This is a genomic window from Priestia flexa NBRC 15715, assembly GCF_001591565.1.
Classification (GTDB): Bacteria; Bacillota; Bacilli; order Bacillales; family Bacillaceae_H; genus Priestia; species Priestia flexa.
In genome coordinates this window covers 1-26,875 of sequence record NZ_BCVD01000044.1, presented here as the reverse complement: position 1 = coordinate 26,875, position 26,875 = coordinate 1, and the positions used below count along the sequence as shown (strand labels likewise).

The following is a 26,875-nucleotide window of genomic DNA, read 5'->3' as shown; positions in this document are numbered from 1 at the left end:
CGTGTTCTGATAACGTAAAGAGGTGAGAAAAGAGATTGTGTGTCTTTTTGAAAATTTGTTTTGTTATGTCCCACCCTCTTTTTTGTAATGGTTATTCTCCACTATTTAGTAGAAGTGTGGTAAACTATTTAGCGAGAAAAGATTTTGTTAGTAAGATTGGAGATGCAAGATCATGTTAGCGAATCATGATAATCAACAGCCCATGAGTCGTTCTGAACGAAGAAAACAAGCTCAGCCAAAGAAAAAAACTCAAACGTTTCAAAATCGTCTTTTAAATGGATTAATTTTAATTGTCTCAATATGGATTTTATATTTACTGGTTAAAATTTTGTTTTTAGTTCAATGAGCAACGGATACAGTTGCTCTTTTTCATTTGGGTAAAAAGGAGAGAATATTATGCAAAGAGAGCTTGCGCAAAATATAGCAGTTGGTTCAAAAAGCCGTTTGCTGCTTGTTTTAATTTTAGGAGGGCTGGGTGCATTTGGGCCTTTTACAATCGATATGTATTTACCCGCTCTGCCAACAATTGCAAAAGAACTTGATGCGACAACATCTTTAGTTCAAATTAGTTTAACAGCCTGCTTGATTGGGTTAGCGTTTGGTCAACTGTTAATGGGGCCTTTTAGCGATATTAAAGGTCGAAAAAAGCCTCTCGTTATTTCAATTATTATCTATACAATCGCTTCAGCTTTATGCGTTGTGGCACCTACTATTTGGATATTTATTGCCTTACGCTTTATTCAAGGAGCTGCAGGGGCGGCTGGTATGGTCATTTCAAGAGCGAGCGTGCGAGACTTGTTTTCAGGAACAGATTTAACTAAATTTTTTGCAATGCTGATGCTCGTTAACGGGTTAGCACCTATTGTAGCACCGATTGCAGGAGGTCAAGTACTGGAGTTCGTATCGTGGCGAGGAGTATTCGGTGTTTTAACCGTAATTGGCTTAGTTATGTTAATCAGCGTTATGGTTGGACTAGATGAAACACTACCGCCGGAACGCCGTAAAACAGGCGGATTTAAAGAGATTTTACAAACCTTTGGAAGCTTAGTGAAAGACAAAACATTTGTAGGTTACGCGTTGACGCAAGGGTTCGTAATGAGCGCAATGTTTGCTTACATTTCGGGCTCAACATTTGTTCTTCAAGAAATTTATGGGTTGTCTCCACAAATGTTTAGTGCTGTGTTTGCTATTAATGGTTTAGGTTTAATTATTGCCACGCAGGTGACGGGACGTTTGGCAGGAAGAATTTCTGAAAGTATCTTGCTGACGTATGGTCTGATTCAAGCTGCTGTTGGCAGCATTAGCTTAGTGCTCGCTATTTTATTTACAGACTCTGTGTTGCTGCTGTGTGTTTTTTTATTCTTCTCAGTAACAAGCGTTGGGATTGTCAATACAACGGTATTTTCATTAGCTATGCAAACTCAAGGAAAACAAGCGGGGAGTGCAGCTGCTTTATTAGGACTACTCCCATTTTTACTAGGAGGATCCGTAGCGCCGTTAGTAGGCGCATTTGGAAACAATACGGATTTAGCGATGGGAATTGTTATTGCAATCTGTGAGTTACTTGCTTTATGTGCTTATATGTTACTTGTAAATAAAAAAGGATAACATTACAAAAAATAGCGCTTTACATAACGTAAAGGGCTATTTTTTAGATGAAATCACTTTCAATTTCTCATGCATATGCTGTAAAAAGAACTTTATGACGGGGCGTGGCATGGATGGAGAATGGACAATTGGAAGTAGTTGGAGCTGCAATTGCCGCTATCGGAACCATAACGGCCGCAGTTGGAAGTACGCCTTTCTGGTGGCTTTCTGAACAAGCTAAGTACAATTTAAATCTTTGGGGGAACTTACTTCAGGGAACAGGTAACGCATTAGAAGCAAATGGGCAAGGAGAAATCTCACTCGAAAAAATTGGAAACGAAATTCAAGCTGTCGGCAACTCCACCATTGTTGCAGGCCTTCTTTTGTTAGAAGAAGGGGAAGCACAAACTCGTCTTACTATTTCTGGAAACTTAATGCAAGCTTTGGGAGGAGCGGCTGCTTTAGGAGATGAGTTAAAGGACGACTCAAATATTGGAGAGGTATATAGCATCGTCGGAAATATCATGCAAATTATTGGGAATTCGATGCAAGCTCTAGGTGATGGGTATGATTTAAGAGCAGAAGAACTAGAAGAAGCAACAGGGACAGATAATGGTTCTGATGAAGATAATAATAAAGGAGAAGTATTAAATGTGTTTGGAAGCTGGATTCAAGCAGGTGGATCTGTACTATCGTTCATCGGTCAGGTTATAGAAGAAGAGGAAGAATAAAAGGAAGCACCGAGGTTCTAGTTGAAAGTAGAAACTTCGGTGCTTTTTGCCATATTTATAAAGTTCTTTGAAGCTTGACTAAGGTAAAAATTCTTAACGTGAGCGAATACAAGCGTACGCGTAGCGTGCTCTAGTTTTATATAGCGAATTGTGGAAGGATTATCATGTTTAATAACCATTTCAGGAACAATGGTAACTCCAAGGCCGTTCAAAACTAATGCTTGAGCTGTTTCAATACTACTTGTTTCATAAGCTACTGCTGGTTGAAACTGGTGATTTGCACATAAAGAGAGTACCTTCGAGCGAAAGTCAAACCCGCTTTTTAATAAGATGAATGGGCAATTTTCGTAATCGGTTAAGCGATTCGATAAAGGTGGTAGCCAATTGGGCGAATTCTTTGGAACAGCAAGGTAGAGAGCTTCTGTTAAAAAAGGTTCATATTTTAAGCGTTCATCTTTAATCGGAAGTGATAGCAAAGCAAAATCTACTTTAGCGTTGACCAATAATTTCAGTATATTTTCGCTTGAGTCTTCCAGAAACTTTACTTTTACAGTTTGATACTGATGCATAAACTGCTTTAGCAAAGGCGGAAGAACATGTCCACCTGTGATAGGGGTAACGCCAATTGTGATACTGTTTTCTTTTATGTTTTTGGAATCCTCTAGCTCTTTTTGTAAATTGTCATGCATACGTAAAATAGCCTGTGCTCTTACAACAAACAGCTTGCCTTTCTCTGTTATTTCAATACCAGTTGAATAACGATTAAATAATAAAATACCCAGCTCATCTTCTAGCTTGGAGATTTGTTTACTTAAAGAAGGCTGAGCGATATGTAAATTCGCAGCGGCTTTCGTAAAGCTTTTCATCTTGTAGATTTCTATTACATATTGAAATAAGCGTATCTCCATTTTTTCCTCCATAGTTTTAAACTATCAATGTAATAGCTACCATATATTAGCCATTAAATCATTTAGTATGTAGGATAAATATAACAAATATTTCTAAAAAGGGGTTAGTTAAAAATGAACTCAATAAATGTTTGGAATCCTTCTTTATATGACCAAAAGATGCAGTTTGTTTCAAAGTATGGTGAAAGTTTAATTGATATTCTTTCTCCTAGAGAAGGTGAACGGATTTTAGATTTAGGATGCGGTACAGGTGATTTAACTGCAAAAATTGCTGAGCATAATGCGTTAGTCACGGGTATAGACTATTCCGAAGAAATGATTAATGCTGCTAGAAACAAGTATTCACACATACAATTTAATGTCGGAGAAGGACAGTCATTCGAAGTTAATCAACCATACGATGCGATTTTTTCAAACGCAGCGCTTCACTGGATGAAAGATGCTAAAGGTGTATTATCATCAGTTTATCGAGCTTTAAAACCAAAAGGGCGATTTGTTGCCGAATTCGGTGGGAAAGGAAATATTCAAACCATCATTGAGAGCATTTCGTATTTTCTACAACATGAATATAGCATTGATGCAAAAGAAAGGAACCCTTGGTATTTTCCTAGTATAGGAGAATATAGCGCGTTGCTTGAAGAGACCGGGTTTAAAGTGCTCTTTGCACAGCACTTTAATCGCATTACACCGTTAGCTGATGGTGAGGACGGTATGCAGCAATGGTTAGAAAGTTTTGCTGGTGATTTTGTGACAGGCCTTAGTCATAGTGAGAAGACACACCTTTTTGGACAAGTTACTAAGCATCTTAAGCCACAGCTGTATATAAAAGGTCAGTTTGAAGCCGATTATCAACGTATTCGAATAGTGGTAATAAGAGAATGAAATAGTCCATCTATAAACTAGAGACTGGGACATAAGTATTTCAGTCAATGATCTGTCCGAATTGTCGACGGTTAACGCTGTTTGATAGTTCGGATGTTTTTGGTTGGTTCGGAAGATAATTTAAAAAAAGAGTGTCTGTAGCGCAATGCAACGAACTTGTTTTTACAACCTAACTATTATAATAAAGTAATACTTCGTCTTTGAGAAGGAATCATATCGTTATGTTTTAGCTCCTTTTTGTTTAAATACCATTATTATGTTTTCTGAAGCCTCATATTAATATTTTTAATACAACTAATAAATTATCTGTATTTTACTACTTTTGAATTTTAGTGTAAAATCAATTAAAAAAATAGGAATAGTAGAGATTAAGAGATTTTTAGAGAAAAATTCGTCAGAATAATGAAATCATTTTGTATAATTTGTATACATACTAAGCTTTATATTCCTTTGTGAGGTGGATATTTTTGCAACTTCAGGTCACAAACAGTCCTTTTAATCAAGAGCAGGTAGAATTATTAAATAAGCTACTACCAACGCTAACAGAATCCCAAAAAATTTGGCTAGGGGGATACTTGGCTGCGAGCGGTTCAGCACCAGCAGCAGTATCAGCACCTGTTGCTGAATCGGTGCAGAGCGTATCAGTTGCTCAGCCTGTGTCTAAAGACGTAACAATCCTTTATGGATCTCAAACAGGAAATGCTCAAAACTTGGCAGGTCAAACGGGTAAAACATTAGAAGCAAAAGGCTTTAATGTTAAAGTCGCATCTATGAGTGAATTTAAACCCAATACCCTTAAAAAACTTGAGAATTTACTCATTGTCGTAAGCACACACGGAGAGGGGGAGCCACCTGATAACGCGCTCTCATTCCATGAGTTTTTACACGGAAAACGCGCTCCAAAGCTTGAAAATTTACGCTTTTCAGTTCTTTCTCTTGGAGACAGTTCTTATGAGTTTTTCTGTCAAACAGGAAAAGAGTTTGACCAACGCTTAGAAGAGCTAGGCGGTACGCGCTTATATCCACGAGTTGACTGCGATTTAGATTTTGAAGAACTAGCAGCAGAGTGGACAGAAGGTGTTTTGAATGGTTTAAGTGAAGGTAGCGGCGCTCAAATGGAGGCGGCTGTAGCAGTGGAAGACGCATCAGCTCAGCCATCAACTTACTCTAGAACGAATCCATTTAAAGCAGAAGTACTAGAAAATTTAAACTTAAACGGTCGCGGATCAAATAAAGAAACGCGTCACTTAGAGCTATCTTTAGAAGGTTCTGGATTAACGTTTGAACCTGGAGACAGCTTGGGCGTTTATCCAGAGAATGATCCTGAGCTTGTTGATTCATTAATTTCGGAGCTAGGTTTCAACCCAGATGAAGTAGTGAAGGTGAACAAACAAGGCGATGTGCGTTCTCTACGTGAAGCGCTCATTTCAAACTTTGAAATTACTACATTAACAAAACCGCTTCTTGAACAAGTGGCAAAGCTTACAGGAAATGAAGAACTGCATGCTCTTATCAGCGATAGCGCAAAAGTAAAAGAGTATGTCTATGGGCGTGATCTTTTAGACCTTATTAAAGACTTTGGTCCGCTTGGAGTTTCAGTTGGAGATTTTGTTGCCTTATTGCGCAAGCTACCAGCACGTTTATATTCAATTGCAAGTAGTTTAGAAGCTAATCCTGATGAAGTGCATTTAACAATTGGAGCAGTGCGCTATGATTCACACGGAAGAGAGCGTAAAGGCGTATGTTCTATTTTATGCGCAGAACGCTTACAGCCAGGTGATACTTTACCTGTTTATATTCAACATAATCAAAACTTTAAGCTTCCAAGCAATCCTGAAACGCCAATTATTATGGTGGGGCCAGGAACGGGAGTTGCACCGTTTCGTTCGTTTATGCAAGAGCGTGAAGAGGTTGGTGCGGAAGGTAAGTCATGGATGTTCTTTGGCGATCAGCACTTTGTAACAGACTTCCTATATCAAACGGAATGGCAACAGTGGTTAAAGGACGGTGTACTTACCAAGATGGATGTTGCATTTTCACGTGATACAGCTGAAAAGGTATATGTTCAGCATCGTATGAAAGAGCATAGTAAAGAGCTTTTTGAGTGGTTAGAAGAAGGTGCAGTTGTTTATATTTGTGGAGACGAAAAGCATATGGCACATGATGTGCACAATACGCTAATTGATATTATTGAACAAGAAGGCAATGTAAGCCGTGAACAAGCAGAGCAATACTTAGCTGATATGCAGCAGCAAAAGCGTTATCAGCGCGACGTATATTGAGGATTGAAAGGAGAGTTTCAACATGGTTAACAAAATTTTAAAAGCGCCCGAAGGTCCTCCAAGTGACGTTGAGCGTATAAAAAAAGACAGTAATTACCTGCGCGGTACATTAAAGGAATCGATGCTTGAACCGATTAGCTCAGGAATTTCGGATGACGATAATCGTTTAATGAAATTTCATGGCAGCTATTTGCAAGATGACCGTGATCTTCGTAACGAGCGTCAGAAGCAAAAGCTAGAGCCAGCTTATCAGTTCATGCTTCGCGTTCGTACACCAGGTGGAGTTTCAACGCCTGAACAATGGCTTGTTATGGATGATTTAGCTCAGAAATACGGAAACGGCACGCTTAAGTTAACAACACGTCAAGCATTTCAAATGCATGGTATTTTAAAGTGGAACATGAAGCAAACAATTCAAGATATCCATGCATCAATGCTTGATACAATTGCAGCATGTGGTGACGTAAATCGTAACGTGATGTGTAATCCAAATCCGTATCAATCTGACATTCATGAAGAAGTATTTGAATGGTCAAAGCAACTCAGTGATTATCTATTACCACGTACGCGAGCATATCATGAGCTTTGGTTAGATGAAGAAAAAGTTGCTTCAACGCCTGAAGTGGATGAAGAAACTGAGCCAATGTACGGCCCGTTATACCTACCTCGTAAATTCAAAATTGGAATTGCGGTGCCGCCATCAAATGATGTTGACGTATACTCTCAAGACCTAGGTTTTATTGCAATTGTTGAAGAAGGTAAGCTAGTTGGTTTTAACGTTGCAATCGGCGGCGGCATGGGGATGACGCACGGGGATAAGCAAACGTACCCGCAACTAGCAAAAGTGATTGGTTTCTGTACACCAGACCGAATACTTGAAGTGGCTGAAAAAATTATTACAATTCAGCGTGACTACGGTAACCGCTCTGTGCGTAAATACGCGCGCTTTAAGTATACGGTTGATCGCTTAGGGTTAGATACTGTCGTTAAAGAATTAGAAAATCGCCTAGGGTGGAAACTTGAAGAAGCGAAAGAATTTCACTTTGAACATAACGGCGATCGCTATGGCTGGGAAAAAGGTGTCAGAGGAAAATGGCATTTTACACTATTTGTTCAAGGTGGTCGCGTAACGGATTACGATGGCTATCCGTTAATGACTGGATTGCGTGAAATTGCGAAAGTGCATACTGGAGACTTCCGCTTAACAGCCAATCAAAATTTAGTTATTGCTAATGTATCAAGCCAAAAGAAAAAGCAAATTAGTGAATTAATTGAACAATATGGATTGACAGACGGCAAGCATTATTCCGCGCTTCGTCGCAGTTCACTTGCTTGTGTATCGTTACCTACCTGTGGATTAGCGATGGCAGAAGCAGAGCGCTACTTGCCGACGCTTATTGAACAAATCGATGAAATTTTAGATGAAAACGGTCTTCGTAATCAGGAAATTACGATTCGTATGACAGGCTGTCCAAATGGATGCGCTAGACCTACACTTGGTGAAATTGCCTTTATCGGTAAAGCGCCAGGAAAATATAATATGTACTTAGGGGCTGCTTTTGACGGCAGTCGTTTAAGTAAAATGTATCGTGAGAACATCAGTGAAAGCGAAATCTTAAGCGAGCTACGCGTGCTAATTAGCCGCTATGCAAAAGAGCGTCATGATGGTGAACACTTCGGTGATTTCGTTGTACGCGTTGGCGTTGTGAAAGCAGTAACGGACGGTACGAACTTCCACGATTAAGAAAGAAAAAGACAGAGGGCTCTCCTCTGTCTTTTTTTTATGAGTCCATGAACCGAACGAGAAGCTTGTACATATACTAAAAAGACAAGTCGGTTTAAAAGGAGAGTGAAAGTCCTTGAAGGAATTTACGGAGCGGGTTATTCAAATTATTCAAAGAATCCCTAGTGGGTACATTATGACATATGGACAAATTGCAAAGGAAGCAGGAAACCCACAGGCAGCGAGACAAGTAGCTCGCATTCTACACTCTATGAGTCAAAAGCATAAATTACCGTGGCATCGTGTTGTAAATGCAAAAGGTGAGATTGTAATTAAAAGTGAAGAAGCTGCTTGGACTCAAGCGACATTTTTAGAGAAAGAAGGTATTTCTGTAAAAGAAGGAAAAGTAATAATAGAACATTATCGCTTGAACCAAAAGAAATAGTGATTAGTAAACTAATTCATAAAAAAAGAAGGTAGCGTGCACCTTCTTTTTTTAATACCACGTATTATCTTCAATCCAATATTCATATTCCTCAGCTTCTTCATCACTTAGCTTCTTGCCATTTATGTAGACTTCATGCCACTCGTATACTTGCTTATGAATATATGTATAGAATAGGATGCGTACATGTTCTTTTTCAGCATAGTCATAGCCTTTAAACTGAATAATATGATGATTATCTTCTTTTTTGATATACGTCCACGTTGGATTATCCGTAAATGCTTCTAGCGTTATTCCTTCATCGCTGTACTTCATAATGTCTTTAGCATTTGTTTTAGTCGGTAAATAAGATAATCCGTAATCAGCACCAATACTAAAAGCAATAACGAGTGCGTTTAATCCAATTAAACTACCGATGTGTGTGCCACCTTTATCTTTTAAATAAAGAATTTGCTTTTCTTCTGGGAGATCCATAGCGGACTGTACTAGTTTAAAAGCATGTTTATAATACCAACGATTAGCATTTATTCCTATTACTATGGCAATCACCAAATAAAAAAGTAATTCAACGAGAAATGGGATATCAATGATATATGTTGCAACGAGCAGTGGGATATCAATCAGCGCAATAATTAAAAAGATTTTATATAACTTGCGGTAGGCAAGCCAGAATGGAAAAAATAAAAAGGCCATCCAGTTCCAACTGTTATTTTTGGCAGGGTCTGTGACCGAGCTCCATTTTGTATGGTAGTAAGAGGTGTTGGTTTGCACTACTTTATGTTGAGCATCAAATGATAGAGGATGAATTGTTGAATCTAGCATCTAGATCCTCCTTTCTTTTTTCTTATCCAATCTAGAATAAGCTATTAATGGAAATGAAACAAGTAGATTTATGTGTTTAATAGGTGCTTTTTAGCCCGAATGCTAACCCGTGTTCTTTAAATTAAAAAACAGTATAGGAAAAATCTTTTTCAGTGTATAATAGATACACTGTAAGATGAATAAGTAAAGGCAGGAACATATATGAAAACGAAATGGAAAATGGGGATACGAACAAAGATTTTAGGCGGCTATTTCTTTATTGTTTGTAGCTTATTTATAGCTATTATTCTTTTAAATAACCAAATTAAGTCGTTACAACAAGAGCGAAATTTTATTATTGATCACGATATCCAAATTCATGAGTTAACAGGTCGAATTGAAAATAGTTTGTTGAACATGGAAACGGGTCAACGCGGGTATGTACTCACAGGGGATTCAAGTTATTTAGCACCTTATGAACAAGGACAATCTCAATGGAGAGACGATTATAATAAGTTATATCGATTATTAGATGATAATTCTCAACAAGAGAAGCTAAAGGAAATAAAGTCAACCATTGAGAGTTGGGTTGAAAGCGCTGGAGAACCAACAATTAAATGGAAGCAAGAAGGTAACAAAGAAGAGCTAGAATCGTTTTTTAAAGTAGATTCTGGTCGCCGCTACATGGATGACATGCGCAGTCAATTTAATTCGTTTCGTGAAACGGAAAAAGCAATGACCGAACAACGAGCGGTGGAATTAGATAGCCAAAATAAAAATATTACCTTAGGCATGTATGGTCTTCTCGTATTTGTCGCCTTATTTTCAACTGTAATTGGCGTTTTTTTATCAAGATCAATTGTTAATACAATGAAAGAAGTTACAAATACAATCAAACAGATTGCTACATCAAAAAATCAGTTAAATACGCGAATTAGAGTTAAAACAAACGATGAAATCAAAGAGCTAGGTGATGCAACTAACGAGCTACTAGATAGTGTAGAAGACCGAAATTGGCTTCAAACCAACCTGGCAGAAGTCGTGACTATGTATCAAGGCATTACGTCTATTCGAACATTAGCTGAGCAATTTCTACTAACGGTTTCTAAAATAACAGGTGCTTCATACGGTGCATTTTATATTCGAAATGATGAGCATGATGAGATTGAGTTTGTAAAAGAAGCAAGTGTTGCTGATCGGTTTGAAGACGTAGGAAGAGAATCATTTAAAATGGGACAAGGGCTTATTGGACAATGTGCATTAGAGAAGAAACAGTTATGCTTAACAGATTTACCCCAAGGGTATCAATTGATTGGTACAGGCTTAGGTGCAACCGTACCTAAAAGTGTGCTTATTGCTCCTGTTTTATTTGAAGGTGAAGTTATCGCGGTTATTGAATTAGCAAGCTTAGAAGACTTTACTGCGCTTGAAAAAGAGCTTATGAATCAGGTGATTGAGACGTTTGGACTGACGATAAATAGCGTTACGAGACGAATGGAAATTGCTCGATTACTTTCGGAATCTCAAGCAATGACTGAAGAGCTTCAAGCACAGTCCGAAGAGCTTCAAACGCAGTCCGAAGAGCTTCAGATGCAATCTGAAGAGCTTCAAACCATCAATGAACAGTTAGAGGAGCGCACGCGAGATGCAGAACATCAGTCCGAAGAGCTTCTGGTTGCAAAAAAAGAGCTAGAAGAAAAAGCAAATCAGCTTGAATTGAACTCACAGTACAAGTCTGAGTTTTTAGCAAATATGTCTCATGAGCTTCGTACGCCGCTTAACAGTATATTAATCCTATCAGAGATGCTTTCGGAAAATGGAGATAATAGGCTTACAGATGAAGAAGAAGAGTATGCACGCATTATCCACTCTTCAGGCAGTGATTTATTAGGGTTAATTAATGATATTTTAGATTTATCAAAAGTAGAAGCAGGAAAGCTAGAGCTGCTTCTAAGTGAAGTTAACATGAGCGAGCTTCCACAACAGCTAGAGCGTCAGTTTGCTCATGTATCTGAAAAGAAAAATGTAGCTTTTCATGTATACAAAGAGGATGATGTACCGAATCTGTTTATAACGGATGAAAAGCGTGTTCAACAAATTTTGAAGAATTTGCTATCCAATGCTTTTAAATTTACTCATCAAGGAGAAGTATCTATTTTCATTCGACGAGCAAGTGAAAGCATCTCTCACCCACTAAAAGAATTAGTGGAGTCGAACTGCTGGCTCGAGTTTGAAGTAAGGGATACTGGAATTGGTATTCCTAAAGAAAAGCATGAACTGATTTTTGAAGCCTTCCAACAAGCAGATGGCGCCACGGTTCGGAAGTACGGTGGTACAGGTTTAGGGCTGTCCATTTGTAGCGAATTTGCAAAGCTTTTAGGTGGTTTTATTACACTTCATAGTGAAGTAAGTAAAGGAAGTTCGTTTACGCTTTATTTACCAAGCTTAATTAATGGGGCTGTGGATTATACTCAGCTAGAAGAAGCGTACAACCAAGTGGCGGTGACTTTTAATGAAGTGGAAGTCGCTGAAACACAGGTAGAAAGCAAAATTGACAATCAAGAAGAAGATACTTCAACTATAAATGAATCAAATGTATTCCAAGGAAAGAAAGTATTAATTGTTGATGATGACCAACGTAATATTTTTGCTTTACAAACAGCGTTGAAAAAGCAGGGAATGGACATCATCACGGCTCAAAATGGCCTTGAGTGTTTAGAGATTGTAGAGTCAAAAGAGCATCATATTGACTTAATTTTAATGGATATTATGATGCCGTATATGGACGGATATGAAACAATGCAAAAGATTCGTCGAGAGTTGGAATTAACTGATTTACCAATTATTGCATTAACCGCAAAAGCGATGAAAAATGATCGTGAAAAATGCTTAGAAGCAGGAGCGTCTGACTATATTAGCAAGCCGTTAGATTTAAGTCAGTTATTTTCCGTGATGCGCGTGTGGTTGGCAAGCTGAGTTAAGTAATGAAAAAGGATGTTACGTATGGATACAAATCAACTAGAAGTAAACGAAGCATCGTATAAATCAAATCTAGAGCTGAAGCTGCTATTAGAAGCGATTTATCGACTATCTGGATTTGATTTTAGAAAGTATGCTCAGTCCTCTGTATACCGGCGAATTCAAAACCGAATGAACATCGATGGCATTCCAACGATTTCAAGAGTAATTGAAAAAGTTGTGCATGACGAGGAGTTTCTAGAGCAAATTTTAAACGATCTATCAATTAATGTAACAGAGATGTTCCGAAACCCAACGTTTTTTAAAGCGTTTCGTATGCAGGTAATACCTTTACTAAGACAGCATAAAGAAATTCGAATTTGGCATGCTGGCTGTGCAACAGGTGAGGAAGTATTTTCAATGGCTATCCTGTTACAAGAAGAGGGATTATTAGATAGAGCAGTTATATATGCAACAGATATGAACGAAGACGTGCTTCAAAAGGCAAGACAAGGAACGTTTTCACTTCGGAAAATGAAAGATTATACAAAAAACTATATGCAAGCAGGTGGAACAGAAGCCTTTTCACAGTATTATCAAACCGATCATCTATATGCTTATTTCCATCGAAGCTTATTAAAAAATATCATTTTTGCACAGCATAACTTAGTAACAGATCACTCATTTAATGAGTTTCACGTTATTATTTGTCGTAACGTGCTCATTTACTTTACAAATGAGCTTCAAGAGCAAGTATATGGGCTGTTTTCAGAAAGCTTATGTGAAGGTGGATTTTTAGGACTTGGAGATAAAGAAACGCTGCGTTTTTCAGCTGGCTCTGAATTCTACGAAGAGTTTGTGGGAAATGAGCGAATTTATCGAAAAATAACTACATGAAGAAAGGTCGAGAGCGCATGCTCTCGACCTTTTTAAATAGATTTAGCTTGAACAAGCAGTAAACACATGTCATCTGGCTGGTTTTCACGCTGTTCGGGAGGGAGGATTTGATCCATGATAATTGATGTATCCTCCCATTTTTGAGAAGTAATTAATTTCAGTTGTTCAGTTGCCTCGACTTCCGAAGGTCCCATCGCTTCTAGTGCACCATCTGTAAATAATAGAAGTTGAACATCTTCTTCAAAAGACACTGTAAACTTGTTGACGTTAATGTCATCAAAAAAACCAACTGCACAGCTTCCTCGCTCCAACGGTAAGACTTCCTTGCCATCAATCAACATAAAGCCAGGGGGATGCCCAGCATTTACGTATTCGATCGTTTTCTTTTTTGTATCAATCACAACATAGATACCGGTAAAATAATAAGGAATATGATCTTTTTCCGTATGTAGCAAGGTCATGTAGCGATTTAACTCTTTAATCACAAGCTCAGGATCAACAAGAAGCTTAATAGCTTCTCTAAGGACAGATGAGATAAACATACAGACAAGAGAAGCCGAAATTCCGTGCCCCATCATATCAAATAAAATAATTCCGTATCGGTGTTTATCAATTTTATGGCAATAATACATATCTCCAGCGAGCTTAAAAGATGGTAAATAGGATACGTCCATTTTAATATCATCTTCTTTTAACAATTGGCTAAGAAGATTTCGCTGAACGTTTGTAGCTAAATCAAGTTCTGTTTGAATTTTCTTTTCATGCTCAGCGTGCCAGTCGAGCTCTGATTTTAGTCGAAGCGCAACGCGTATGCGTGCCAGCAGCTCTACTTTGTTAATGGGCTTTGTAATATAGTCACTTCCTCCAGCGTCGAGTGCTTCAACAAGCTTTGAAGAGTCCTCAAGAGCGGTGACAAAAATAATAGGGATGTTTCTCAAACGCTCGACGGTTTGAATACGGCGACACGCTTCAATACCATCAATTTCAGGCATCATAATATCTAATAGAATTAAATCAACAGGCGGTGTTTTTGCATGAGGATCATCTACTCTTAGATAGGTGAAAAGCTCTTGTGCCGATGTTAGTGATACGGTATCAGTATAACCAGCACCTTTTAAAATTTTATCAATTACAAATAAATTGATGGAATTATCGTCTACCAATAAAATGGCCATTCTTTATCTTTCCCCTTATCTTGTTTGAAGACTATTCAGTTTTCAAGCATACATTTTCTTTTAAGCTTTATTATACAAAACTTATATGGCTTGTGGTATTAACATCTCTTAATGTTAATAATAAAATTTGCCTCTACGGAAATACAGAGAGTTAAACTAGGTGATAATGTAATAATTTTCTAGAATTCTAAAGTTAAATGGGTTAATATGTAAATAATGGATAAGGAAAGGAAGGATAGTGTTGAAAAAAGGATTTTTATGGGGCGCTAAGGCTGTTGTTTTTGCATTATTAATTAGCAGCATTTATTTATCATATACTCAAAGTAACGATCCGTATCGTTTTTTTACAGGCTTAGGGAGTGAAATTTCAATTTCCCCAAATGACGATCGTTTGTTATTTTCATATTATACAAATGGAAATGAACAGATTTACAGTTCGAGTATAAGTGGAAAGGATGTCCAGCAGCTTACAACGTCGAGTGAAACTCGGAGTCATACACCGCGCTATTCAAATGACGGCAAAAAGTTTTTATTTTTAGCAAAGAAAGCGGATGCTAATGAGCAAAACGTTCTTAATGTTACGAATGCGGATGGGCAAACACCTCAAAAGGTTAGTGATGATTCTCTACACGTAACGGATGCTGTATTTTCAAAGAATAATCAGCAAATATATTTTATCGGAATGCCTGCTTCAGATCTTGGGAAATTAGAAGGAACAGCAGAAGGTGGAAGTAATCTCTACGTTGCAGATGTACAGACTGGAAAGGTCAAGCAACTAACAAAGAAAGACTATTTTTCAATGGGAGATTTAGCTGTTGATGATGATGACGTATATTATACCGTTTTTAATGAGCATGAAGAGCTCTACTCATATAATCTAAAAGCAAACAAAGAACAGCGTGTAAATTACAATAAACTAACAGGAGATATCTATGAAACAACTTTTACACCATCTGGTGATCAAGTAGCGTATACAGCAGTCTCAAAAGAGTCTGAAAACAGCTCGTTATATGAATATGAACTATTTTTATTTGATATTCAATCAAATAAAACAGAGCAGTTAACAACGTTAAAATCTAGCGTGAATTCTCCTGTGTTTTTTCATAAGCAAAATAAAGTTATTTTTCTACATGATACAGCCTGGGCAGCACAACCTGAAGAGTATAAGTTAAAAACAATTGATCTAAAAACAAAAGAAATACAAGAAGTAAAGTTATCAGTTCCTAAAGATACGAATAATAGCGCGCTGAACAAGTTAGTAGGCTATATAGGAAATGGATATACAATTGGGCTATTATACGTCGTACTGCTTTCTTTATTCACATACTCGTTTCATAAAAATAAGCATAAACCATACGTAATTTCGATTATTAGTCTTAGCATTGCTATTGTAGGAGTTGTAGCAAGCTTTGTTACAGCAGCTGTTTTTGATCCATGGGTGGGCATTGCAATTGGGACGTTATCAATTGGCATCGCGGCATGCAGCATTATCTTATTTCTCATTGCGTTTGTCATAAAGCAAGTGACGACAACGCATAATCATTCACTATAATAAGAGCTGCAACAGGTACAGGTGGACTGTACCTGTTTTTTCTATTTGAAAAACGAGGTATAATAAGGTGAATCGTTTTCATAAAACAGGGGGATTACTGAATGAAACCAAAGATTAGCGATGTAGCCAAGCGCGCTGGCGTATCACCAACGACGGTGTCGCGCGTTTTAAATAATAGAGGGTATATTAGTGAAGAAACAAAAACACGCGTGCATCAAGCGATGAAAGATATTAACTATTTCCCGAATGATGTAGCACGTTCTTTGTTTAATAAGCGCACAAACGTCATTGGTTTAATCTTTCCAACGGTTGCCAATCCATTCTTTGGTGAACTGACGTTTTATATTGAAAATATCTGTACCAAATTAGGCTACAAAGTATTGTTGTGCAACAGTTTAAACCGAGTAGATGAAGAAGAAAAATACGTTGAAATGTTAATGCGTAACCAAGTGGACGGAATTATTGTTGGAACCCATAACCGAGGAATTATTAATTATCACAAGGAGCATCTCGCTGTCGTAGCTATTGACCGAAATTTATCTGAAACGATACCCGTTGTCAGCTCAGACAATTATGAAGGAGGAAAGCTAGCGACGGAATTGTTGGTGAAAAAAGGGTGTCATCATATTGTTCATTTGAATGGACCAGCCGAATTAGAAACGCCAGCGAGGTTTAGACGAAAAGCATACGAAGACGTGATGAGACAAAGTGGAAAAGAACCAATTACTTATGAAATTCCCGCGACGTTTGATCGACGCAGTCAACAGGGAATAATTGAACAGCTGTTTGATGAACAAGTTAACGTAGATGGGATTTTTGCCAGTGATGATGTCATTGCAGCTTCTGTTTTACGAGAAGCAAAGAGGCGAGGAAGAGATGTTCCTAGCGATTTAAAAGTAGTGGGATATGACGGAACTGAGGTAACACAAACGCTTCTTCCGGAGTTAACGACTATCAAGCAGCCGGTTGAACAAATTGCTCAGCGATCTGTTGAACTGTTATTGCAAGCTATTGAAGGAAAGTTTGGTGAACTGCCTTTAGAAACCAAGCTTCCCGTTCAGTTATTGGAAGGAAGCACAACGTAACGATACATAGCCTAAAATGGGCTATGTGTTTTTTTTGTGTCAACCCGTTGACATATGAAACCGGTTGACATAGAATATATTTGAAAGTGCTTTCAAATATTGGGGAATGAGTTCACTTCAAAGGGGTTAGAGGGATGAATAAATCTAAAAATTTGTATTGGAAGCTAAGCGCTTATTTTTTCTTTTTCTTTTTTACGTGGTCATCGAGCTACTCATTATTTTCGATTTGGCTTGGACAAGAGATGAATCTAAACGGGGCTGAAACAGGCATTATCTTTTCTGTAAACGCTATCTTTGCTCTTTGTATGCAGCCGATTTATGGATATGTTTCCGATAAAATTGGTTTAAAGAAAAACATTTTATTTTTTATTAGTACACTGCTTGTGTTTGTGGGACCTTTTTACGTATTTGTCTATGGTCCGTTACTCCAAGCCAATGTAATAGTTGGAGCCGTAGTAGGGGGATTATACCTTGGTGTTGCCTTCTTAGCAGGGATTGGAGCTATCGAATCTTATATTGAAAAAGTGAGTAGAAAGTATAGCTTCGAATATGGAAAATCGAGAATGTGGGGATCTTTAGGCTGGGCGGCAGCGACGTTTTTTGCAGGACAGCTGTTTAATATCAATCCAAACATTAATTTTTGGGTCGCTTCTGTATCCGCTATCATTCTGGTTTTAATCATTTTATCGGTTAAAGTTGAAATGACAGATTCAGAGATGAATAAAGCTGAATCCGTTAAAATGAAAGACGTTTGGAATCTCTTTTTATTGAAGGACTTCTGGTTCTTCATGGTTTATATACTTGGCGTTACGTGCATTTACGGCGTATATGACCAGCAATTTCCTATCTACTACGCATCATTATTTCCAACAGAGCAGTTGGGAAATCAGGTTTTTGGTTATTTAAATTCATTTCAAGTTTTCTTGGAAGCTGGAATGATGTTTCTAGCACCTTTTATTGTTAATAAGCTTGGAGCAAAGAATAGTTTAATTCTAGCAGGTCTCCTTATGGCACTTCGCATCATAGGGTCTGGCCTGGTTGGTGGGCCAATTGGGATTTCATCTATGAAACTCATTCATGCGCTTGAACTACCAATCATGTTAATTGCTATCTTTAAATATTTAGCGGCCAACTTCGATACACGCTTATCATCTATTCTTTACTTGGTTGGCTTTCAGTTTGCCTCACAGGTAGGAGCTTCTATCATGTCTCCACTTGCAGGAATGTTATATGATTTAGTTGGTTTTAGATCTACGTACTTAATTATGGGTGGCTTTGTGTTATTTTTCACCATTCTATCAATCTTTACATTGTTAAATCACAAAAAACAACCTGTGCTGAAGCAGGCTAACAATGTACCTAAAATAGTGTAGGGGGGAATGAATATGTTAACAACGAACGGAATTCAACAAGCAACGGAAGCAGTGGAACAAGCAAAGAAAAAGGTAAACAATCGTCATCGTCTCGGCTATCACATTATGGCTCCAGCAAATTGGATTAATGATCCAAATGGCCTTGTTCAATTTAAAGGAGAGTATCACGTTTTTTATCAGCATCATCCTTATGATGAAAATTGGGGTCCTATGCACTGGGGACATGTGAAAAGCTTAGATTTAGTTAATTGGGAACATCTTCCGATTGCACTTGCTCCAGAAGATGCTTGTGACAAGGATGGCTGCTTTTCTGGTAGCGCAGTTGATAATGATGGAGAGCTTACGTTAATTTATACGGGACATCATTATATCGACAAAGAAAGAGACTTGTTTTATCAAAACCAAAATATTGCAGTCAGTACAGATGGAGTACATTTCAAAAAGGTAGTCGAGAATCCAGTTATTGAAAAGCCGCCAGCAGATAGCTCTCATCATTTTCGTGACCCAAAAGTATGGAAGCGCGGAAGGGATTGGTATATGATAGTGGGGAATTCAAAAAACAACATTGGTCGCGTTATTTTATATCGCTCTCCAAACCTTCGAAACTGGGAGTATATTGGCGTACTAGCAGAAGGAAACGAGCAGCTTGGTTATATGTGGGAATGTCCAGATTTCTTTGAGCTTAACGGTAAACATGTTCTACTGATGTCACCACAGGGGATAAAAGAAGCTGGAGATCACTTTAAAAACTTGTTTCAAACGGGCTATATGATTGGAGAATATGAGTACGACAAGAACAAGTTTGGGCATGGAGAATTTATTGAGTTAGATTATGGTCATGACTTTTATGCGGTTCAAACATTTTTAGACGATAAAAACCGTCGGATTGCAATTGGCTGGATGGATATGTGGGAATCGGATATGCCTACAAAGAAAGATGGCTGGTGCGGAGCACTTACATTACCTAGAGAACTTACGCTTTCAGCTGATGGAAAGATAAAGATGGTGCCTGTTGCAGAGGTGACACAGCTTCGAGAAAAGAAGCTGTCAGCGATTGAAAATCAAACGATTACTTCTAGCTATGAAATGGGTGTGCAGGGTTCAATGTTTGAGGTTGAAGCTGTGTTAGAGGTGACGAATGCAGAGAAGGTAGAGCTAGTACTTCGAGGCATCGAAAACGAAGCCACAGTTCTTGCCTATGACAAATCTACAAATAAACTTAGGCTTGATTGCTCTAAATCAGGCAAGAAAAAAGATGGAATTCGTCGTGTCAAACTAGCAGCTAGTGACCAGTTGAAGCTACGTATTTTTGTTGACCGCTCTTCGATTGAAGTATTTATTAATGAAGGAGAGGCTACGATGACAAGTCGTATCTATCCAACAGAACCGTATCGCAGTGTAGAATTTACAAGTTGTTCAGGAAAAAGTCTACTGAAAAAAGCAACGTGCTGGAAATTAAAAGATATTTGGAATGAGAAATAAGCAAAAAGCACGGGACTAGTCCCGTGCTTTTTCGCTACTCTGCAAAATTATTCTCAATGAATTTTTGTTCTTCTTCAATTGTTAGTGTGCCGTAGGCTTGACCAACATTTCCACCTTGAAGTCTCCAAAAAAAGTTATGGTCTTCTGCAACTCTTGAAAAATTATCATTTTCCCAACGTTTTAAGATCGTTAGCATGTCTGTTTTATGTTCAAAAGAACTTGCTTCTACAATTGCAATCACTTTTTTGACATTTTCATTTGTTAAAGGAACCGCCCCCCATTTATCCTGAGCACGCACTTTTTGATGAGTCATCTCGTGCATAATTTGCATCACTTCACTTTCTTCAGAATCAGCGGTTATACCGAGTTCTTCTGATACGCCACCTATAAAGCTTGTTTGTTCTTTAATTTCTTCTTCAATTTCTTCTGCTTTTTCCTTTTCAACAGAAGCAGCTGTGGTTAAAGAGGAGTATCCTGCTTTTTTGTCGTTAATCGAAGCGGACCCATAATGAACCAAATAAATACGGAAGAAATAATGGCTATGAGCCAGTAAATGAGCCAAAACGTATCTTGAAAGGGAACGATAAAAAAAGCAGATCCAATCAATATAAGCATAATAAGAGAGCACTTACAAAAACGGTAAAAGGAGCGCCACTGCTCTTGCTTTTTTGCTTCACCAACTAAACAGATTTTCTCAGGAAGCGTACCGTTATTCCATTTATGGTTCGCCCATTCGTCTGCCCACTTGATGGTTTGGTGGCCATAAACGATGGAAAATGCAATATATGCTGCCGATAAGCCGTGAAAAAAGGTTGGCTTTGTTCCGGTGGATAAATCGATAAATGTAACTCCTAACAGAAATAAATCAATAAGCGGTGTTGCTGCTAACAAAACAAGAGAGAGCTTTTCTTTTTTCCATACATACCGACAAAGCAATCCTAAAGCCAAGAACATCCAAAAAGCGACTTCTCCCAGTATAATGGCTAGAAAAATAGGGTTCATATACCTAGGTTCCTCCTTCTTACTTCAAGGTAGTCAATTCTATCATGACAATCATTTCAGCTAATCTTTCTTGTGAAATTAAATTTTCTAATCATAGTATAGTGCTGTTCAGCTTAACAAATAAGGAAAATTCCATGTATCTCTCTATGTGTATATGAAAAGTATAACTGCTCGTTTTAAATAAAGTAACATAACAAAAGGAAAAAAATTCATTTTTTGAAGTCGTAGTAAAAACTCAGGCTAAAGTTGTAGAAAAACATACCAAAAGATACGGCAGGTGATGGATACGATAAAAGCTCTTTATTCATACAATGAAGATAGAAAGAAAGAGAGCGTTAGTAATAGAGGAGGAACCAATAATGACAGCTAAACAAAATGTTGAAACGAAAAAGCATATGTTTAAAGAATACTGGAATGAAATAATTAAAGCCCTCATTGCGGCGAAATAAAAGGAGGAACAAATATGATTTACGTAAATGATTATGTGGTAAAAACCATTCATGAACTACACGTGCAAGAAGTTGAGCGAAAACGATTTTACCTTACCATATTTAAGCGCCAACATTGAGCATCTTATTAAGAGTTTCTTCAGTCATATGGTATGATAACAAATATCTTGAATTGAAGAGGTGCGAGTTATGAAAATTGAAGTATGGTCGGACTTTGTTTGCCCATTTTGTTATATTGGAAAACGTCGTTTAGAGGATGCCCTTGCGCAGTTTCCACATAAAGATGATGTTGAAGTGGAGTTTAAAAGCTTTGAGCTTGATCAAAATGCGCCACTAAATACAGGTCAAACCATTAATGAAGCGTTAGCGAAAAAGTATGGCATGACGATTGAACAAGCGCAGCAGGCAAATGAAGGTATCGGCCAGCAGGCTAAAAGCGTTGGACTAACGTTTAATTTTGATAATATGAAGCCGACGAATACCTTTGATGCGCATCGCTTAGCAAAGTTTGCTAAAACAAAAGGTCAAGAAGAAGTAATCACTGAAAAATTACTCTATGCGTATTTTACAGAATCAAAAAATCTTGGTGATCGTGAGGTTCTTGTAAGCGTAGCGGAAGAAGCGGGCTTAGATCGCTCAGAAGCACTAGCCGTTCTGGAAGATAAAACGTCGTACTCAAATGATGTCCGTATTGATGAAAGTTTAGCGCAACAATACGGCGTAACGGGTGTTCCGTTTTTTGTCATTAATCAAAAGTATGCTATTTCAGGCGCACAGCCAAAAGAAACGTTCACAAGTGCTCTTGAAAAAGTATGGGCAGAAGAAAACCCGGCTCCTAAACTGCAGGATTTATCTGGGGATAGCTCTGTAGATGCAGCCTGCGTGGATGGGAACTGTGCCGTTCCATCAAAAGATGAACAATAACTAGTAAGTTATATCGTAAGAAAAAAGGAGAGAGCTTAAGCTCCTCCTTTTTTAATGGAATAATTTATTCACTTTTTCTTCGCCGTTTAGATAATCTGTAGCTAACTCTTTTAGTGACTGTTCACTGGAGAAATCGCTTAGTTGTTGAGTATACCAGCTTTCCAACTCCTTTTTTGTAAGTGTATATTCAGTATCATCAAATTGAAAGGTGATCCAGTTTGCATTTTGAATTAACGCAAAGATAAAGGTAGCGTTATAAATAGTGAATTGTTAAAATTAAACAAATGTGTAGCATTCCTTCAAGAAGTGAGCTTAGATTTCACAATATTGACAATAGAAATAAATTGAATATTTTGGTAATGTATAAGTGGGACAATTGGGAAAAGGAGTATCTATGAAAATATCGTTTATAAGACATGGTAAATCTGCTTGGAACGAAAATGAAAAAATAAGCAGTGAACAATTTCGTGAATGGGTGTCAGCTTATGACGAAAAAGGCGTTCAGGAAGAAGAAGAGTACCCGCAGTCAACGGTCGAAATTGTTGCTAGCAGCGGCATCGTACTAACGAGTGACTTAAAAAGAAGTCAACACTCAGCTAATCTATTGACGAGAGGGTCACGATTAAACTCAGACAGTATCTTTAGAGAAGTAGAGCTCCCTCAATGTACATTTGGTCAGTTTATTAAATGCAAACCAGCTGTTTGGCTTGTCATATTAAGGCTTTTATGGCTGGCTGGATACAGTCAGTCATGTGAGTCGTACAAGCAAGCGAGAAAGCGAGCAAAAATTGGAGCAGAACGCTTAGTTCAATATGCCAAAAATAAAGAGACAGTTGTCCTTGTTGGTCACGGATTTTTTAATCGTTTACTCGCAAAAGAACTAGAGAAAATGGGCTGGGTTACATATGAAAAAATGAGCAGCAAACATTGGAAGTGCATTACATATGAGTCTCCTTAATAAGTAGGTAAAGTCATCGCTTTTGGAAGCGATGGCTTTTTTTATCTTTTTGGAAAAATGTTGACATATACAGTTAAACTATATATAGTTTAACTGTATAAAGTTGAACTGTATAAAGAGGGTGAATAAGTGAAAAAGCATAAACTTCTTCCGTTATCAGAAACAATGCACTATATTTTATTAGCTTTACGAGAACCTTTGCACGGATACGCGATTATGAAAAGAATTGAAGAGCTAAGTAATCATGATGTTCGGATTGCAGCCGGAACGCTATACGGAGCGATTGAAAATTTATTAAAACAAAAGTGGATTAAGCAGGTCCCATCTGATGATCCGAGGAGAAAAGTATATAACATCACAGACGAAGGGAAGCGTATTTTGAAAGTTGAACAACAGCGCTTAGCCCATATACTTTCTTTATATAAGGAGTGAGTGATCATGAAGAAATTTAAACTGTTTATCGATGTGGAGAAAGAAGAAGACTGGCTCAATGAAATGATAAGAAAAGGATGGCTTTGTCAACGAGTTGGGATGTTTGGAAGCTATCGTTTTATTAAAAGCTCTGCTGTAAGTCATGTTATTCGACTTGATCACCAAACGTTTAAAAATAAAGCTGATTTCTTATCTTATAAAACGCTCTATGAAGACTATGGGTGGAAGCATATTGCTGGAACAAAAATGAGTCATACACAGTATTGGATGGGGGAACCAGACGGAGATACGGAGTTGTTTTCAGACCTTTCCTCTCAAATTTCGTATTACAAGCGATTAATGAACTACAATGGTTTCTTCATGGTCTTTATTTTGTTTTTCATTATGATGTTTTACTCTGATAAAAACTTTGAAGCAGTTTGGAATCCAAAAGCAGCTTACTATACTCAAGGCCTTTGGGAGATGGAAAATCCTCAATTTATATTGGGCTTTCTATTTGAAACGCCCTTTGCTTTAATGAGATTTTTGAGCCCGTGGATTATGATTATATGTGGAATTATATTTGTCTTAACTTATCGGAAGTACGCAAAAAAAGTTAAAGAGCTATCTTCGTAACAGCAAGGGCAGGCTTCAGGTTTGAAGCCTGCCCTTGCTGTTTGTACATTCTTAGTAACAAGAGAATTAATATGTAAAAAATGTAATTTAAGTTATAGTGTTCCTTTGAAATAACTGGTAAACTATACATGATTACTGGGAGGTGAAGGTGTTGGCAAAGCAGATTTACAACGGGCGCTATACGGCAGATTGAGAAGAAGATATGGTTGTGTTTATTATCGGTATGAGAATTAATAAACTATTTTCTTTCTCAAAATGGCTTCCTGTATTTATGGCAATGCCGCCGATGATAAAAGAACTTTATCAAAACAAAGAGCTCGGCTTTTTACATACGGAAATGTCTTTTTCATGGAAAACAATGACTTTAATACAATACTGGAAAAGCTTTGAACAACTTGAGTCCTATGCAAAAGGAGCTCGTCATTTAAAAGCATGGAAGAAGTTTAATCAGCGAATTGGAAGCGATGGAACGGTTGGGATCTATCATGAAACGTATAAAGTCGAAGCAAATGCGTATGAGTCCATTTATGCAAACATGCCGCTGTTTGGACTGGCGAAAGCAAAAGGGCACAGGCCTGTAAATCGAGGGTTAGAGTCTGCGAGAGAAAGGTTGACGAAAGAGCATTCATAAATTCATTGTTGGTTACAATTGCAAATTAATAATGGTACTTAAAAGCTTTTGTTAACGAATAATAGAAAAAAGTAATGAAACAACCAAGAGTGAAGTGAAAGATGAAGAGTTTAAAAGTGGCTTATAGCTGCTTTTTTTAGCGAGGAGAGGAATATGAATAACAAGTTAGTCCGTGGCACGTTTTTTTTAACAGCTGCTACGTTTATCTCAAAAATCTTAGGGTTTGTTTATATTATTCCATTTATGAATTTGGTAGGAGATGAAGGATACGCTCTTTATAAATATGCGTATGGGCCTTATGGTCTTATGATTAGCTTATCGACAATGGGTCTCCCGCTAGCCGTTTCCAAGTACGTGTCAAAATATAATGGGCTAGGAAACTATCGGGCAAGTCAAGATTTATTGAAGTTTGGCTTGTTTTTAATGATGGTGACTGGGTTTATAGCATGCGCAACTTTATATGCTTTAGCTCCAACTTTAGCCCATTTCGTTGTTGGAAGGCAAGATGGAAGTGGAAATAGTATTGATGACGTAGTTTACGTAATTCGAATGGTCAGCTTTGCTCTTCTTATCATTCCAACAATGAGCTTACTACGAGGGTATTTTCAAGGCAATCAATCAATGGGTCCCTCGGCTTTGAGCACGGTAATTGAGCAGGTCGTTCGCGTTCTGTTTATCGTATGTGGCGCGTATGCTGTGTTAACAATGTTTAATGGTAGTATAACAAGCGCGGTTGGAGTGGCGACATTTGGTGCAGTGATGGGAGGCGGCGCAGGTCTTCTTATATTGGTAACTGTGTATCAAAAGCGCAAGCATTTTATTTATAAACAAGTACAGAACAGTCGAGAGAACAAAAAAATTCCGATTGCTTCAATGTTAAAGGAGCTATTAAGTTATAGCATTCCATTTGTAATTGTTGGATTAGCCATTCCTATCTATCAAAATATCGATACGTTTACAATTAATGCGTTGTTTCAATCGATTGGCTATACCCAAGAAAAAGCCGAAACAGTCAATGCAGTTATTGGTCTTGCGCAGATATTGGTAATGATTCCAGTCTCACTAGCAACTGCTTTTGGGATGTCACTGCTTCCAAGCATTACGACTTCTTATACAAAAGGTGAAATAAATAATGTGAAGCAGAAAATTACGCAGGTTCTGCAGCTCTTTTTCTTTTTGACGCTTCCTGCTGCTGTTGGTTTATCACTGTTAGCAAAGCCTGTTTATCGAATGATTTTTCCGTCAGGAAGCAGCTATGAGCTGGGAGGTTTTGTTCTCCAATGGTACGCACCAATGGCCATTTTATTTGGTTTATTTACTATTACAGCAGCTATTTTACAAGGAATTAATCAGCAGAAAAAGGTCATTGCTGGTTTGCTAATTGGGATTATACTGAAGCTGAGTCTAAATATTGCACTACTTTCATCTTTTAAAGAACTCACACCAATTTTGGCGACGTACGTAGGCTATGGCGTCTCTGTTTTATATAATTTCCATCTTATTAAAAAAGCTCTGTCATACCGCATCATCCCCGAGCTTGCCAGAATGAAAATATCCATTGTGCACGTAACGTTCATGGGAATCGTTGTGTTTATCATGAGCAAATTGTTAACGGTTTGGTTAGCAGGCGCTGTACAGGATTATACTGCTTCTGTCCTTACAGCTATTCTTTCAGCAATAGCGGGAGCAGGTATTTATATGGGTTGCAGTTTTAGTAACAGCGAAATACGGGATCTATTTAAAAAGCCAAGGAGAAAAGTATCATGATGCTTTTCTCCTTAGTTATTTATATATAAATATATTTATATATAATGGTTTATTTTTTAATTTGTATTATCGAAAATGAGGTCGTACAATATGACTTGTAGTACAAAACAATACACGTTTTCAAGAGGAACTTAATAAGTCAAAACATATTTTAATGGTTGTAACAACAGCAGATAAAATGAACGATGATCATAAAACAGGACTATGGCTTTCAGT

Annotated in this window: 24 protein-coding genes; 19 read left to right on the top strand and 5 right to left on the bottom strand. The window is 37.7% G+C overall.

What is annotated here, in order from left to right; all coding sequences use genetic code 11:
- Positions 1–172 precede the first annotated feature (172 nt).
- The 3 genes from BFL01S_RS20390 (at position 173) to BFL01S_RS09525 (ending at position 2,318) form a co-directional block, all read left to right on the top strand.
- Positions 173–346 carry a hypothetical protein gene (locus BFL01S_RS20390; protein ID WP_153301140.1) on the top strand — a complete coding sequence of 58 codons (174 nt, stop codon included), beginning with the start codon at positions 173–175 and terminating at the stop codon, positions 344–346.
- Between the two features lie 50 nt (positions 347–396).
- Positions 397–1,608 carry a multidrug effflux MFS transporter gene (locus BFL01S_RS09530; protein WP_061785557.1) on the top strand — a complete coding sequence of 404 codons (1,212 nt, stop codon included), beginning with the start codon at positions 397–399 and terminating at the stop codon, positions 1,606–1,608.
- A 113-nt stretch (positions 1,609–1,721) separates the two neighbouring features.
- On the top strand, positions 1,722–2,318 hold the full coding sequence (locus BFL01S_RS09525; protein WP_061785556.1) for a DUF6944 family repetitive protein: 597 nt from the start codon (positions 1,722–1,724) through the stop codon (positions 2,316–2,318).
- 17 nt (positions 2,319–2,335) lie between these two features.
- Here BFL01S_RS09525 and BFL01S_RS09520 read toward each other — a convergent pair whose 3' ends face one another.
- Positions 2,336–3,226, bottom strand: coding sequence for a LysR family transcriptional regulator (locus BFL01S_RS09520; RefSeq protein WP_061785555.1), 891 nt, complete (start codon positions 3,224–3,226; stop codon positions 2,336–2,338).
- 114 nt (positions 3,227–3,340) lie between these two features.
- Between BFL01S_RS09520 and BFL01S_RS09515 the strand changes: the two genes are divergently transcribed.
- The 4 genes from BFL01S_RS09515 to BFL01S_RS09500 all read left to right on the top strand — a co-directional run bounded on the left by BFL01S_RS09515 (position 3,341) and on the right by BFL01S_RS09500 (position 8,558).
- Positions 3,341–4,108, top strand: coding sequence for a class I SAM-dependent methyltransferase (locus BFL01S_RS09515; RefSeq protein ID WP_061785554.1), 768 nt, complete (start codon positions 3,341–3,343; stop codon positions 4,106–4,108).
- A gap of 467 nt (positions 4,109–4,575) precedes the next feature.
- Positions 4,576–6,390 carry an assimilatory sulfite reductase (NADPH) flavoprotein subunit gene (locus BFL01S_RS09510; RefSeq protein WP_025910918.1) on the top strand — a complete coding sequence of 605 codons (1,815 nt, stop codon included), beginning with the start codon at positions 4,576–4,578 and terminating at the stop codon, positions 6,388–6,390.
- Positions 6,391–6,412: 22 nt separating this feature from the next.
- Positions 6,413–8,134: an assimilatory sulfite reductase (NADPH) hemoprotein subunit gene (cysI, locus tag BFL01S_RS09505; RefSeq protein ID WP_061785553.1), complete on the top strand. Its 1,722-nt coding sequence runs from the start codon at positions 6,413–6,415 to the stop codon at positions 8,132–8,134.
- A 115-nt stretch (positions 8,135–8,249) separates the two neighbouring features.
- Positions 8,250–8,558: an MGMT family protein gene (locus tag BFL01S_RS09500; RefSeq protein WP_025910921.1), complete on the top strand. Its 309-nt coding sequence runs from the start codon at positions 8,250–8,252 to the stop codon at positions 8,556–8,558.
- 51 nt (positions 8,559–8,609) lie between these two features.
- Here BFL01S_RS09500 and BFL01S_RS09495 read toward each other — a convergent pair whose 3' ends face one another.
- Positions 8,610–9,380 carry a DUF2628 domain-containing protein gene (locus BFL01S_RS09495; protein WP_061785552.1) on the bottom strand — a complete coding sequence of 257 codons (771 nt, stop codon included), beginning with the start codon at positions 9,378–9,380 and terminating at the stop codon, positions 8,610–8,612.
- Between the two features lie 201 nt (positions 9,381–9,581).
- Here BFL01S_RS09495 and BFL01S_RS09490 point away from each other — a divergent pair, with 201 nt between their 5' ends.
- Complete coding sequence (locus tag BFL01S_RS09490; protein WP_061785551.1) at positions 9,582–12,335, top strand: CHASE3 domain-containing protein; 2,754 nt, start codon at positions 9,582–9,584, stop codon at positions 12,333–12,335.
- 27 nt (positions 12,336–12,362) lie between these two features.
- Positions 12,363–13,214, top strand: a complete 852-nt coding sequence (locus BFL01S_RS09485; RefSeq protein ID WP_025910927.1) for a CheR family methyltransferase — start codon at positions 12,363–12,365, stop codon at positions 13,212–13,214.
- A 32-nt stretch (positions 13,215–13,246) separates the two neighbouring features.
- Here the strand turns inward: BFL01S_RS09485 and BFL01S_RS09480 are convergent, their stop codons facing one another.
- Positions 13,247–14,389, bottom strand: coding sequence for a SpoIIE family protein phosphatase (locus BFL01S_RS09480; RefSeq protein WP_061785550.1), 1,143 nt, complete (start codon positions 14,387–14,389; stop codon positions 13,247–13,249).
- Between the two features lie 241 nt (positions 14,390–14,630).
- Between BFL01S_RS09480 and BFL01S_RS09475 the strand changes: the two genes are divergently transcribed.
- The 4 genes from BFL01S_RS09475 (at position 14,631) to BFL01S_RS09460 (ending at position 19,881) form a co-directional block, all read left to right on the top strand.
- On the top strand, positions 14,631–15,941 hold the full coding sequence (locus BFL01S_RS09475) for a TolB-like translocation protein (protein ID WP_061785549.1): 1,311 nt from the start codon (positions 14,631–14,633) through the stop codon (positions 15,939–15,941).
- 101 nt (positions 15,942–16,042) lie between these two features.
- Positions 16,043–17,026 (top strand): LacI family DNA-binding transcriptional regulator, encoded by a 984-nt coding sequence (locus BFL01S_RS09470; RefSeq protein WP_061785548.1) that lies wholly within the window; start codon positions 16,043–16,045, stop codon positions 17,024–17,026.
- Between the two features lie 134 nt (positions 17,027–17,160).
- Complete coding sequence (locus BFL01S_RS09465) at positions 17,161–18,399, top strand: MFS transporter (protein WP_025910936.1); 1,239 nt, start codon at positions 17,161–17,163, stop codon at positions 18,397–18,399.
- Between the two features lie 12 nt (positions 18,400–18,411).
- The gene (locus tag BFL01S_RS09460; protein WP_061785547.1) at positions 18,412–19,881 is read left to right on the top strand and encodes a glycoside hydrolase family 32 protein; all 1,470 of its coding nucleotides are present in this window, start codon (positions 18,412–18,414) and stop codon (positions 19,879–19,881) included.
- Between the two features lie 34 nt (positions 19,882–19,915).
- Here the strand turns inward: BFL01S_RS09460 and BFL01S_RS09455 are convergent, their stop codons facing one another.
- Complete coding sequence (locus BFL01S_RS09455) at positions 19,916–20,398, bottom strand: DUF6241 domain-containing protein (protein WP_061785546.1); 483 nt, start codon at positions 20,396–20,398, stop codon at positions 19,916–19,918.
- The gene (locus BFL01S_RS09450; protein ID WP_025910939.1) at positions 20,341–20,883 is read right to left on the bottom strand and encodes a hypothetical protein; all 543 of its coding nucleotides are present in this window, start codon (positions 20,881–20,883) and stop codon (positions 20,341–20,343) included. Before BFL01S_RS09450 ends, BFL01S_RS09455 begins: the two co-directional genes overlap by 58 nt.
- Before the next feature lie 638 nt (positions 20,884–21,521).
- Here BFL01S_RS09450 and BFL01S_RS09445 point away from each other — a divergent pair.
- From BFL01S_RS09445 to BFL01S_RS09420, 6 genes are all read left to right on the top strand, one after another.
- Positions 21,522–22,256, top strand: a complete 735-nt coding sequence (locus BFL01S_RS09445; RefSeq protein ID WP_025910941.1) for a DsbA family oxidoreductase — start codon at positions 21,522–21,524, stop codon at positions 22,254–22,256.
- A 394-nt stretch (positions 22,257–22,650) separates the two neighbouring features.
- Positions 22,651–23,214, top strand: a complete 564-nt coding sequence (locus tag BFL01S_RS09440) for a histidine phosphatase family protein (protein ID WP_061785545.1) — start codon at positions 22,651–22,653, stop codon at positions 23,212–23,214.
- A 165-nt stretch (positions 23,215–23,379) separates the two neighbouring features.
- Positions 23,380–23,646: a PadR family transcriptional regulator gene (locus tag BFL01S_RS09435; RefSeq protein WP_061785558.1), complete on the top strand. Its 267-nt coding sequence runs from the start codon at positions 23,380–23,382 to the stop codon at positions 23,644–23,646.
- 6 nt (positions 23,647–23,652) lie between these two features.
- Entirely contained in the window at positions 23,653–24,261 is a 609-nt protein-coding gene (locus BFL01S_RS09430) for a DUF2812 domain-containing protein (RefSeq protein WP_061785544.1), read from the top strand.
- Between the two features lie 202 nt (positions 24,262–24,463).
- On the top strand, positions 24,464–24,892 hold the full coding sequence (locus BFL01S_RS09425) for a DUF4188 domain-containing protein (RefSeq protein WP_090752826.1): 429 nt from the start codon (positions 24,464–24,466) through the stop codon (positions 24,890–24,892).
- A gap of 153 nt (positions 24,893–25,045) precedes the next feature.
- Positions 25,046–26,659, top strand: a complete 1,614-nt coding sequence (locus BFL01S_RS09420; RefSeq protein WP_061785543.1) for a putative polysaccharide biosynthesis protein — start codon at positions 25,046–25,048, stop codon at positions 26,657–26,659.
- Positions 26,660–26,875: the final 216 nt, after the last annotated feature.